At 30.8% G+C, this 12,307-nt stretch carries 8 protein-coding genes; 3 read left to right on the top strand and 5 right to left on the bottom strand.

What is annotated here, in order from left to right:
* Window positions 1–314: 314 nt before the first annotated feature.
* Entirely contained in the window at window positions 315–2,012 is a 1,698-nt protein-coding gene (lysS, locus tag Q4586_RS11785) for a lysine--tRNA ligase (RefSeq protein WP_068701220.1), read from the top strand.
* 81 nt (window positions 2,013–2,093) lie between these two features.
* On the opposite strand, the gene Q4586_RS11780 is transcribed toward lysS, so the two are convergent.
* Window positions 2,094–2,891 carry an energy transducer TonB gene (locus Q4586_RS11780; protein ID WP_068701222.1) on the bottom strand — a complete coding sequence of 266 codons (798 nt, stop codon included), beginning with the start codon at window positions 2,889–2,891 and terminating at the stop codon, window positions 2,094–2,096.
* 153 nt (window positions 2,892–3,044) lie between these two features.
* Between Q4586_RS11780 and Q4586_RS11775 the strand changes: the two genes are divergently transcribed.
* Complete coding sequence (locus Q4586_RS11775) at window positions 3,045–5,063, top strand: ComEC/Rec2 family competence protein (RefSeq protein WP_303529154.1); 2,019 nt, start codon at window positions 3,045–3,047, stop codon at window positions 5,061–5,063.
* On the opposite strand, the gene Q4586_RS11770 is transcribed toward Q4586_RS11775, so the two are convergent.
* The 4 genes from Q4586_RS11770 to Q4586_RS11755 all read right to left on the bottom strand — a co-directional run bounded on the left by Q4586_RS11770 (window position 5,064) and on the right by Q4586_RS11755 (window position 10,891).
* Window positions 5,064–5,582 carry a thioredoxin family protein gene (locus Q4586_RS11770; protein WP_068701226.1) on the bottom strand — a complete coding sequence of 173 codons (519 nt, stop codon included), beginning with the start codon at window positions 5,580–5,582 and terminating at the stop codon, window positions 5,064–5,066. It lies immediately after the preceding gene.
* Window positions 5,583–5,680: 98 nt separating this feature from the next.
* On the bottom strand, window positions 5,681–7,261 hold the full coding sequence (locus Q4586_RS11765) for a peptide MFS transporter (RefSeq protein WP_068701228.1): 1,581 nt from the start codon (window positions 7,259–7,261) through the stop codon (window positions 5,681–5,683).
* A gap of 72 nt (window positions 7,262–7,333) precedes the next feature.
* Window positions 7,334–8,743 (bottom strand): peptide MFS transporter, encoded by a 1,410-nt coding sequence (locus Q4586_RS11760; RefSeq protein WP_068701230.1) that lies wholly within the window; start codon window positions 8,741–8,743, stop codon window positions 7,334–7,336.
* A 3-nt stretch (window positions 8,744–8,746) separates the two neighbouring features.
* The gene (locus tag Q4586_RS11755; protein ID WP_303529149.1) at window positions 8,747–10,891 is read right to left on the bottom strand and encodes a S9 family peptidase; all 2,145 of its coding nucleotides are present in this window, start codon (window positions 10,889–10,891) and stop codon (window positions 8,747–8,749) included.
* Window positions 10,892–11,033: 142 nt separating this feature from the next.
* Here Q4586_RS11755 and Q4586_RS11750 point away from each other — a divergent pair, with 142 nt between their 5' ends.
* On the top strand, window positions 11,034–12,305 hold the full coding sequence (locus tag Q4586_RS11750; RefSeq protein WP_303529148.1) for a hydroxymethylglutaryl-CoA reductase, degradative: 1,272 nt from the start codon (window positions 11,034–11,036) through the stop codon (window positions 12,303–12,305).
* Window positions 12,306–12,307: the final 2 nt, after the last annotated feature.

Genomic DNA, 12,307 nt, shown 5'->3' with positions numbered 1-12,307 from the left:
CTCGCAGAGAGCGAGTGCGAAAAGCGGGAAATAGCTTCAAAAAAAATAGATTATTTTAAATTTAGAACAAAAAAAAAGCAACCCATCTCAGGGAAGCTTTCCATTGGTTAACAAAACCATGACACTATTTAAAGTGCCTAACAACACAACTAAATGCTACTTTTAAAAAAAAGCAGCCTGCAAATATACAACCATTTTTAAGACTACCAAATTTTTTTATTTTTTTCTGTAAAAACTTGCATTTGTTTAGCGTTGTTTAATTCTGCAATTGATTGTATCTTTGCAGCTTCATTAAAAATTATAAAAAACAACCCATGCAATTATCAGAACAAGAAGTTGTACGTAGAGAAAAGTTAGGGAAACTACGCGAATTAGGTATTAATCCGTACCCTGCTGATTTATTTCCATTAGATTCAAATTCAACAAGTATTAAAAACGAATTTGAAGAAGGTAAAAAGGTGGTAATTGCTGGTAGATTAATGAGTCGTCGTATTCAAGGAAAAGCTTCTTTTGCTGAATTACAAGATAGCGATGGAAGAATTCAAGTATATTTTAATCGTGATGAAATTTGTGCTGGCGAAGATAAAACCTTGTACAATGAAGTATATAAAAAACTACTAGATATTGGTGATTTTATTGGTATTGAAGGTGAGTTATTTACTACCAAAGTAGGCGAAAAAACCGTAATGGTTAAAGGCTTTAAATTGTTAAGTAAATCATTAAAACCTTTACCACTACCTAAAGTCGATGCTGAAGGAAATACGTTTGATGGGTTTACAGACCCTGAAATGCGTTACCGTCAGCGTTATGCCGATTTAGTGGTAAACCCCCATGTAAAAGATGTGTTTGTTAAGCGTACAAAGTTGTTTACTGCAATGCGTAACTTTTTTAATAACGCTGGTTATTTTGAAGTTGAAACTCCTGTTTTACAACCTATTGCTGGTGGTGCTTCTGCAAGACCTTTTGTAACGCATCATAATGCTTTAGATGTGCCTTTATACATGCGTATTGCTAACGAATTATATCTTAAAAGATTAATTGTTGGTGGTTTTGATGGTGTGTATGAGTTTTCTAAAAACTTTAGAAACGAAGGAATGGATAGAACTCATAATCCTGAATTTACAGCGATGGAAATTTATGTAGCTTACAAAGACTACAACTGGATGATGGATTTTACAGAGCGCTTATTAGAGCACTGTGCTATTGCTGTAAACGGAACAACAAAAACTACTTTTGGTGAACACGAGGTAGATTTTAAAGCACCGTACGCAAGAGTTACCATGGCCGATTCTATAAAACATTTTACAGGGTTTGATATTACCGGAAAATCTGAAAGTGAGCTTTTTGAAGCTGCTAAAGAAATGGGTATTGAGGTTGATGCAACCATGGGTAAAGGAAAATTAATTGATGAAATGTTTGGTGAAAAATGTGAAGGAAATTACATTCAGCCTACTTTTATTACTGATTATCCGAAGGAAATGTCGCCTTTATGTAAAGAACACAGAGACAACCCTGAATTAACAGAACGTTTTGAATTAATGGTTTGTGGTAAAGAAATTGCCAATGCTTATTCTGAGTTAAACGACCCTATCGATCAGCGCGAGCGTTTTGAAGCGCAGCTTAAATTAGCTGAACGTGGTGATGATGAAGCGAGTGAATTTATAGATCATGATTTTTTACGTGCTTTAGAATACGGTATGCCTCCAACATCTGGTTTAGGAATTGGTATGGACCGTTTAATTATGTACTTAACAAACAATCCATCAATACAAGAAGTATTGTTTTTCCCTCAAATGAGACCTGAAAAAAAAGCTCCTGCTGTTGAATTAAATGATGATGAAAAAGCAGTGTTAGCATTGATTGAAAAGGCTGAAAATATTGCTTTAAATGATTTAAAAACGCAAAGTGGCTTATCAAACAAAAAATGGGACAAAACCATTAAGGGTTTAACCAAAAACAAATTAGCGAAAGTTGAAAAAACAGACGATGGTTTATTTGTTGAAATAGTATAAATATTCTTTTAAAGAAATAAAAAAGCAACCAAATTTGGTTGCTTTTTTTATTTCTTTTTCTAAATACCATTCTTATTAAAATTAACAACCTGCGTCTCCAATCGTTAATTCAAATTGTTGTTTTACCAACTTTCCTTTGTTGTTTTTTGCAGGCATCCACTTAGGCATTTGTTCTAGTAATTGTATTATAGATTTATCTACAGAAATCACTCTTGAAGATTCTGTTACTTTTATACTGGTCGTCTCACCTTTCTCATCAACCGTAAATGTAATTTTAGTACTTTGTCCTGATTCAAATTCCCAATTTCTAATCTCAGTACTACTATTATTTCTTAAATATACTGTTAAGTCATTTTCTCCTCCTTTAAAACGAGCTGGAACATCAGGAACAATCGTTACTCTTTTTTTTATTTCGCTAGTATCTACTCCCTTTTTCACAGAGTTTTTCGTTTTATAAACGATTCTAACTAACATATCATCACCAACCTTTGCACTCTTTAAGAGTGCCTGTTGTTTACTTGTTAAAGCTACATTTTTACTTAATTCTTTTTTTTCTTTATTATTACTAATTCTTGTAATTTCAACTAAAACATATTCTTCAATCCAACTAGAAGGATAATACTCAAATATTTCTTTTACTGTTTTAGCTTTACTTAAAATACCTTTTGTAGTTGTTTTATTGTTTGCACTCCTTACGGAATACGTAAGTTTTCTTATAGGAGTTGGTTTTAAAATCGTATTACTAAAACCTGTAGACATAACGTCCGCACAGTTTTTTAGGGCAACCTTTTTTTGATAATCTTTCTTATCTATAAAACTAAATATGATAAAACTTGTAATAATTAATAAACTTGTTGAAATAAAAATTTTTGTTCTCATAAATGTCTTCTTTTACATAGTAAATATACTTATTAGTACATAAGTATCTGAAAATTAAATGTAAAAAAAGTGTAAAACCTTAATTTTTACACTTTTTTTACATTTAATTCAACTTATAAATAGCTAATTATTTTTCACTAACTTTAGTGAGCTATGAAAAAACTAATTGAATATTTACCTTTTCAATTTCTGATTTGTTTGATAATTGGGATTATTTTACAGTATTACAATCGTATATGGTATTATGATTTTAATTATCTAATTGCATGTACACTCTTATTTCTACTTTTTTTATACGTATTAAAAAGAAAGAAATTTCGAAAGTTGTTTTCTATTAATGCGTTGTTCTTTTTTATAATTATCGGAATTTCATCTGTATTTATACACAACCCTAAAAATTACAACGATTATTACCAATATCATATCTCTAACAATTCAACAGCAATAGTAAGTATTCATAAAGTTTTAAAATCAGACAATTACAATCATAAATTTATTGCCGATGTAACTCAAGTTGATTCTAAAAAAACTAGTGGATCGATTTTAATAAATCTAAAAAAAGACAGCGTTTCTACAACTTTAACTATTGATGATCGTATCTTTTTAAAACCTGATTTTAAAAACTTAACAGCTCCATTAAATCTGCATCAATTTAATTACAAAAAATACTTAGATAAACAGTATATCTATCAACAGATTTTCATCCATAAAAAAGAATATAAAGTATTACAAAAAGAAACTGTTTCTTTGTATGGATTATCCGCACAATTCAGAAATAAAATACAAACTTCCTTAAAAAGATACTCTTTTACTAAAGATCAACTTTCAGTAATTAATGCTTTGTTATTAGGGCAGCGTCAAGATATTTCTAAAAACCTTCTTGAAAGTTATATCAATGCTGGAGCTGTACATATTTTAGCCATTTCTGGTTTACATATCGGTATTATCTTACTCCTGTTATCATCTTTATTTAAACCTTTAGAGCGTTTAAAATATGGAGCAACAATAAAAGCAATACTCGTCGTTATTTTACTATGGATGTTTGCTTTTATCGCTGGTTTATCAGCTTCAGTTGTTAGAGCAGTTACTATGTTTACATTTATTGCCTTTGGTGCTTCTTTTAAGAAAAAAAGAATCGTAGAACATTCATTAATAAGCTCGATGTTTCTTTTATTATTAGTAAAACCTATGTTTTTATTTGATGTAGGTTTTCAATTAAGTTATCTGGCTGTTTTCGGAATTATTTGGATACAACCACTACTATACAAACCTAAACTTTGGTTGCTCGATAAAGTTTGGAGTTTACTTACAGTTTCTGTTGCTGCACAAGTAGGAATATTACCTGTTAGCTTGTATTATTTTCATCAATTTCCTGGGCTTTTTATTATATCAAATCTACTAATCATTCCTTTTTTAGGCGGTATCTTAATCGGCGGAATTTTAGTTATATTATTTGCGTTGTTAAATTTACTCCCGCAATTTCTTGTTGATATTTACGGATTTGTTATTTCTTTAATGAATAAAATAGTTGATGGGATTGCAAATCAAGAAACTTTTTTATGGCAAGAAATATCGATGTCTTTTTACGAAATGATTTGCTGGTATTTTATAATCATATTTACGTATCAATTTATACTTGTTAGAAAAGCAAAACAACTGTTGTTTTTATTTACATCCATCGTTATTATACAAACCGTGTTTATTTTCGAAAAAAGGGATCGACAACAAAAACAGGAATTTATAGTTTTTAATAGAAGTAGAAAAAATATTTTAGCAAAAAGAAATGGGAATCAACTATGTGTTTTTCACAACTTGGATAGTCTTAAAATAACTGCTAACAAAGCAATTATAGATTATCAGATAAATGAAAATGTAAGAAGTAAGTTTACTAATAAAATACCTAATTACTTTAAGTTTAATTCTGATGAAATTATAATCATTGATAGTTTAGGTGTTTATAATATTGGTACTAAAAACCCTATTGTGATATTACAACATTCTCCTAAAATTAATTTAACTCGCTTGATAAACATCTTAAAACCTAAACAAATAGTTGCTGACGGAAGTAATTACAAGAGTTATATAAACCAATGGAAGGTAACTTGTAGAAAACAAAAAATTCCGTTTCATCATACTGGACAAAACGGAGCATATATTCTTTTTAAAAACTAATTAGATAGTCCCTTTAAAGTTTTTTGAAAATTTTTGCCACTTAGTTTTTTTATAATTGTCTTTTGCAAAATATGCTAAAATTTTTTCAAACTTTTTTTCATCTAAATAACCAGGAACTGCTTGAATTAATTGCTCTTTTGGAGTAAAAAAAGCAGTAGAAGGATAACTCATTTTTCCTTTTAAAATAGCAGCAGCTAATTCATGATATTTACTTCTACCCTGTTGTACAAACTTATAAGTTTTACCTTTAAAAGTAATATCTTCTTTTCCTTCACCATCCATTTTTACTGCATAATAATTATCATTAATATACTTAACGATAACCTCATTTTTATAGGTAGTTTTATCCATCTTTTTGCACCATCCACACCAATCTGTATATAAATCTACTAAAATAGGCTTTGGGTTTTCTTTGTTTTTTTCTATCGCTTCTTCAAAAGTTAACCAATTAACTTCTTCTTGTGCTTTTACTACGACTGAAATAAATGCAAATACAGCTACTAAAATTATTTTTCTCATATCTCTTTGGTCTCAATAAGTGTTCCAAATTTACAAAAAAACCTATCAAGTTTTTATTCTTGATAGGCTTTATATATATTTTAACGTTTGTGATTTAACTATTTCACTCCGTGCATTAGTTTTTTAATTACTGGAGTTAACCCCATTAAAATAACTCCTGCCAGTATTGGTACAATAGTAAAAATTAAAAAGAATGTACTCATATCATAAGCAGCTGTAATTTTATCAATCATACCTCCCATTGAACCTGCTGCCTTATTACCCATACCTACAGCAATATACCAAAGACCAAACATAACACCAATAGTAGATGCTGGTACAAGTTTAGATACATAAGATAAACCTACTGGTGATAAACATAACTCGCCTAAAGTATGCAATAAATAAGCCAATATTAACCAAATCATACTTACAGATGCTGTTTGTGCTCCTTGTGGTATTTCAGCCGAACCGTATGCTAGCACACCAAAACCTAATCCTAAAAGAACTAATCCCATTCCGAATTTTACAGTTGCTGGTGGATTAAATTTACTTTCCCATATTTTTGAAATTAATGGTGCAAAAGCAATAATATAAAATGAGTTTAAAATAGAAAACCATGATGCCGGAACCTCAGTTTTAACATCACTAAATTGGTTTTTTAACATCCAAATAACAATACACCAAATAATAGCAAAACTAGCCCCTAAAAAAAGATTAGACAATGCATACTTTTTAAAAGTTATTTTAAACAATTGAAATAAAACATAAGTTATTATTAATAATGGAATTACTGTTAATAATGTATTAGCAATTCTAAATACATTGGCAGACCCTCCTTCTAAAACTCTGTTTGTATAATCTCCAGCAAAAATAGTCATAGACCCTCCTGCTTGCTCGAAAGCAGCCCAAAAGAATACCGTAAAAAATGCTAAAATACCTACAACAATATATCTATCTCTTTGAACCTTTGCCGGAACTTTTTCTTCCTCAACTAATTTTTCCTCATTGTTATCAATAGCATCATTGTATTCAATTGTTTTAGATGGAGACAAACCAATACTTCCAAAAATTCCTTGAGCAAACCAAAATTGTAACATTCCTAAAAACATGAATATTCCTGCTAGTCCAAAACCATAGTGCCATCCAGATGTCTCACCCACATATCCACAAAGTAATATCCCAACAAATGCACCAGCGTTTACACCCATATAAAATATGGTAAAGGCTCCATCTTTTTTATCTTGTGCATTTTTGTAAACTCCGTTAATAATAGATGTAATATTTGGTTTAAATAAACCATTCCCTGCAACTAAAAACCCTATTCCTAAATACAAACTCCAGGGAGTATCTAAAGCCATTGCAGCGTGTCCGACTGTCATAATTAATGCTCCTATAGCTACCGCATATCTATATCCTAAAAATTTATCAGCTAAATAACCTCCTATAATAGGTGAAAAATACACAAGCATTGTGTAAGTACCATATAACCCTAAAGCATCTTCTCTAGACCAACCCCAACCTGGATTATCTCCTGTAATTGCTGATGTTAAAAATAATACTAAAATTGCACGCATTCCATAATACGAAAAGCGCTCCCACATTTCTGTAAAAAAAAGGACAAATAATCCTGATGGGTGTCCCATTAATAACTTACGGTTCATCTCAGAACCTTCAAATCTAACAGTGTTTGTACTCATATTTTTGTTATATAATTTATAAATGAAAAAGTCTTGTAATGCTCAAATACATTACAAGACTTTATTTTATTTTTAGTTATTGTCTGCTAATTCAAAACCTTCAGTTTCTTCTTTTGAAGTTACCTCAATATCTTCAGCTCCGTGTGTTAATCTTTTTAAAGGTTTTAATATTAATAAAATTAGTATTCCAAACAATGTACAAAACACTGCTATACCTGTAAATACTTGAAACTCTCCAGCCCCTTCTGACATTTCTCCTACTAATCCAGCAACTTTGTTTCCTAATCCTGTAGCAGCAAAATAAGCTCCCATCATAAAAGACGCATACTTTACTGGTGCCAATTTTGTAATAAATGATAATGCTACTGGTGATGCGCATAACTCACCTATCGTGTGAAATAAATACGCTAATACCAACCATGTCATAGCTGATTTTTCAACCACATTATCTCCATTCATTACCACCTCAGTGCTTGCTTTACTCATAAAGAAAAAACCAAAAGCCATAATAATTACACCAATTGCCATTTTAAATAAAGAAGAAGATTCTTTCCCTTTTCTTCCCCATTTATGCCAAAATCCTCCTACTAATGTACCTAGAACGATGATAAAAAAAGCATTGACTGATTGAAAAACAGCAGCTGGAACTTCATATTGATAATCTAAAAACGATATTAATCTATCAGTTTTCTGTTCTGTATATAAACTCATTAAGCCTCCTGCTTGCTCGAAAGCTCCCCAAAAAACAATAATGATTAAAAATGATAAAAACATTACTAACATTCTATCTTTTTCAACTTTGGTTAATGGCTTTTTCATTAACTCTTTATCAGGTGAATCTTTTTTACCTAAAAACTCCCCAACACCTTCTAAATATTTAAGTCCGAACATGTATACAATTTGCCCTAAAGCCATACCAATACCTGCTAAACCAAAACCATAATGCCAGCCATACTCAGCGGCTACAATTCCAACAGCTAAAGCACCAAAAAAAGCACCTAAATTAATCCCTATGTAAAAAACATAAAAGCCTTTATCCCTTCTATCATCTCCTTTTGGATACAACCCACCAACCATTGTTGAAATATTCGGTTTTAAAAAACCAACTCCAATTACAATAAATAATAGTCCTGTAAAAAATGCCCATTGTGCATCAACTGCTAAAATACCATGACCAATACATAATAAAAGACCTCCTAACATTACCGCTTTTTTCTGTCCTATAAATTTATCAGCAATCCAACCGCCAGGTATAGAAGTTAAATAAACAAGCATTGTATATGTCCCGTAAAAAGAAATTGTTTCAGCATTTGTCCAACCAAAACCAGATTGTGGGTCACCTAATAATATAGGAGCTGCTAAATACAATGTTAAAATTGCTCTCATTCCGTAATATGAAAAACGCTCCCACATTTCTACGAAAAATAATACATACAAGCCTTTAGGATGTCCCAAAAACTCTTCTTGTTTAACTGTGTCCATATTTTATAAATTATTTTTAATAAAGTTTGTCATTTTAGTATACAGGTGCAAACGTGTATTACCTCCATAAATACCGTGATTCTTATCAGGATACATTCCCCATTCAAATTGCTTATTTGCTTGAATTAAAGCTTCTGCCATTCTGTAAGCGTTTTGCACATGTACATTATCATCACCTGTACCATGAATTAATAAATACTTACCTTTTAATAACTCTGGGTAGTTTAATGGTGAGTTATCATCATATCCTGCAGGGTTTTCTTCTGGAGTTCTCATATAACGCTCAGTATAAATACTATCATAAAAACGCCAAGTTGTAACAGGTGCCACTGCTATTGCTGCTGCAAAAACATCATTTCCTTTTAATAAACAGTTAGTACTCATGTGTCCTCCAAACGACCATCCCCAAATACCGATTCTTTTTGCATCTACATATGGTAACTCAGTTAATTTTTTAGCTACTGAAATTTGATCTTCTGTTTCGTGTTTTACCAAATTCATATAAGTAACTTTTTTAAAGTCTCTTCCTTTAAAACCTGTTCCTCTTCCATCAACACAAACAACAATATAACCGTTTTGTGCTAACATTTGGTGCCAGTAATCATTAGCTCCATTCCAGCTATTTTTTACATTTTGTGAACCAGGCCCAGAGTATTGATACATTAATACTGGGTATTTTTTATTTGCATCAAAATTAGCAGGTTTAATGGTATACATATTTAAGTCGTTTCCGTTTACATTAATTGTAGAAAACTCTTTTTTACTTAAATTATACCCAGCAATAACTTCTTTTAAAGCAGCATTATCTTTTACTGTTTTTAACACTTTACCATCGGCATTTCTTAAAGAATATACTGTTGGTGTATTTGCATCGGAAAAAGTATTGATAAAATAATGATTGTTTTTACTAAAAGAGGCGCTGTTTGTTCCTGAAGGATTACTAATTATTTTTTTATTCTCTCCAGTTAAAGAAATACTATAAACACCACGATTTATTGAACCATTTTCTACTGACTGGTAGTAAACAGTGTTTTTATCAGCATTAAAACCATAGTAAGAGGTTACTTCCCAGTTACCTTTAGTTACTTGATTGATTAATTCTCCTTTATTGTTGTAATGGTAAATATGGTTGAATCCGTCTTTTTCACTTGTCCATATAAAACTATTATCATTTAAAAATGTTAAATCATCTGTTACATCAACATAAGCAGCATCTGTTTCATTTAAAATTAAAGTAGTATCGTATGTTTTTGCATTTATAAAATACATTTTTAAATCATTTTGATGACGATTTAAAGTACGTACCGATAAAATATTATCATCTTTTGTCCAATTAATTCTTGGTATATATTCATATTCTCCAAAAATAATTTTTGCGGTTCCGTTTGTTTTTAACGAGTATACATGCAAGGTTACTTTTGCATTATCTTCGCCAGCTTTTGGGTATTTAAAAACATCTTGTGTAGGATATTTTCCTTTTCCATATACATCCATAGAAAATGTTTTCACAGCACTTTCATCAAAACGTAAAAAAGCAAGATTACTACCATCTGCGCTCCATTCAAAAGCTTTTACAAAACCGAATTCTTCTTCATAAACCCAATCGGTAATACCGTTAATAATTTTATTTTTTTCTCCGTCTTTTGTAATCTGAACAAGTGTGTTGCTAGAAAAATCTCTAATAAATAAATTATTATCTTTTGCATACGCTACTCTTTTGCTATCTGGCGAAAAAGTAGGGCGTTGAATATCTTCTCCAATCAATTTTAATGATTTTGAAGCAATATCATACACATAGAAAGTTCCTAAAAAAGAACGACGAAAAATAGGTTTAAAATTAGTTCCTAAAATTAATTTTGTTTCATCACTATTAAAACTATAAGAACTAAATGATTTTAATCCGTTTAAATCTTTACTATCTACAATTGTTGCAACTTTTTCTAAAGTCTTATAATCGTATTTATCTACTGATGAACTTCCGTTACTATAGTTTAATAATGAGTAAAAATCTCCATTCATTGAGTTCAATGAATTCATATAATCGCCTCTAAATGTGCCCTTTCTCCATATATCTTCTAAAGAAATATCTTTTTTCTGAGCTTGTAAAAGCGAAGAAAATCCAATGAAAAGTATTAATATTTTTTTCATGTTATGTTGTTGTTTATCTAAAAAGTTTGCCAAGTTTACGGAAAAATCGCCAAAAAATGCCTCAAAAAAAGTAGAAATCGTAAATAAGAACGCTATTTTAACAGGATTAATTTATCTTTGAACCACCTAAATTAATCAATGAATGTCTAAAATTGTTGCTGGATTTTCTAAACTTACCAAAGAAGAAAAAATAGATTGGTTGGCTAAAACTTATTTTAATAACCAACCTAAAATTATACAAACACTTAAAAAATACTGGAATGTAGATGAAAAATTACAACAGCTACACGACGATTTTATAGAAAACACCATATCTAACTTTTACATGCCGTATGGTATTGCGCCTAACTTTGTTATTAACGGTAGCGACTACGTTATACCAATGGTTGTTGAAGAAAGCTCTGTCGTAGCTGCTGCTTCTTTGGTTGCTAAATACTGGAGTACTCGTGGCGGATTTAAAACCGAAGTTATATCAACTACCAAAATTGGTCAGGTGCATTTTATGTATCAAGGAAACAAAGCTGATTTAACAACTTATTTTAAACAACAAAAAGAAAAACTATACGCAGCAACCGCTTCTATTACCAAAAACATGGAAAAACGTGGTGGCGGTATTTTAGATATTCAATTAGTTGACAAAACAAATAAACTTGATAATTACTATCAGTTACATGTTACTTTTGAAACCAAAGATAGCATGGGGGCCAATTTTATCAACTCATGCTTAGAAGCTATCGCGAAAACTTTTAGAAAAGATGATATTGAAGTTGTAATGAGTATTCTATCTAATTACGTACCTCAATGTATCGTAAAAGCCGAGGTAAGCTGTAAAGTAGAAGAACTTGGTGGTGAAAACCCTCAAAAATTTGCACAAAAATTTCATCAAGCTGTTAAAATAGCAGAAATAGAACCATACCGAGCCGTAACTCATAACAAAGGAATTATGAACGGTATTGATGCCGTTGTTTTAGCTACTGGTAACGATTTTAGAGCTATTGAAGCTGGTGCACATGCTTATGCTAGTAAAGACGGACAGTACAAAAGCTTAACGCATTGTGAAGTTAAAAATGATATATTTCGTTTTTGGATTGAAATCCCTTTAGCTCTTGGTACTGTTGGTGGACTAACTGCTTTACACCCCATGGCAAAATTATCGTTAAACATGATGCAAAAACCGTCTGCAAGAAAACTAATGGAAATTATTGCTACCGCAGGATTGGCTCAAAATTTTGCTGCTTTACGAGCTTTAACAACTAAAGGAATTCAACATGGACACATGAAAATGCACTTGCAAAATATTTTAAATCAGTTAGAAGCTACACCTTCAGAAAAAGAAATTATTACCGCTTATTTTGAAAACAAAACAGTTTCGCATAGTGCTGTGGTTGCAAAATTTAACGAATTAAGAAAATAATT

It is taken from the genome of Tenacibaculum soleae (genome assembly GCF_030549005.1).
Taxonomy (GTDB): domain Bacteria; phylum Bacteroidota; class Bacteroidia; order Flavobacteriales; family Flavobacteriaceae; genus Polaribacter; species Polaribacter soleae.
The sequence above is the reverse complement of the archived record's forward strand: the minus strand, read 5'-3'. Positions and strand labels throughout refer to the sequence as shown.

Excerpts from the sequence above, each read along its gene's own strand:
- lysS (WP_068701220.1), top strand. The coding sequence starts at position 315 with ATGCAATTATCAGAACAAGAAGTTGTACGTAGAGAAAAGTTAGGGAAA.
- Q4586_RS11780 (WP_068701222.1), bottom strand. The coding sequence starts at position 2,891 with ATGAGAACAAAAATTTTTATTTCAACAAGTTTATTAATTATTACAAGT.
- Q4586_RS11775 (WP_303529154.1), top strand. The coding sequence starts at position 3,045 with ATGAAAAAACTAATTGAATATTTACCTTTTCAATTTCTGATTTGTTTG.
- Q4586_RS11770 (WP_068701226.1), bottom strand. The coding sequence starts at position 5,582 with ATGAGAAAAATAATTTTAGTAGCTGTATTTGCATTTATTTCAGTCGTA.
- Q4586_RS11765 (WP_068701228.1), bottom strand. The coding sequence starts at position 7,261 with ATGAGTACAAACACTGTTAGATTTGAAGGTTCTGAGATGAACCGTAAG.
- Q4586_RS11760 (WP_068701230.1), bottom strand. The coding sequence starts at position 8,743 with ATGGACACAGTTAAACAAGAAGAGTTTTTGGGACATCCTAAAGGCTTG.
- Q4586_RS11755 (WP_303529149.1), bottom strand. The coding sequence starts at position 10,891 with ATGAAAAAAATATTAATACTTTTCATTGGATTTTCTTCGCTTTTACAA.
- Q4586_RS11750 (WP_303529148.1), top strand. The coding sequence starts at position 11,034 with ATGTCTAAAATTGTTGCTGGATTTTCTAAACTTACCAAAGAAGAAAAA.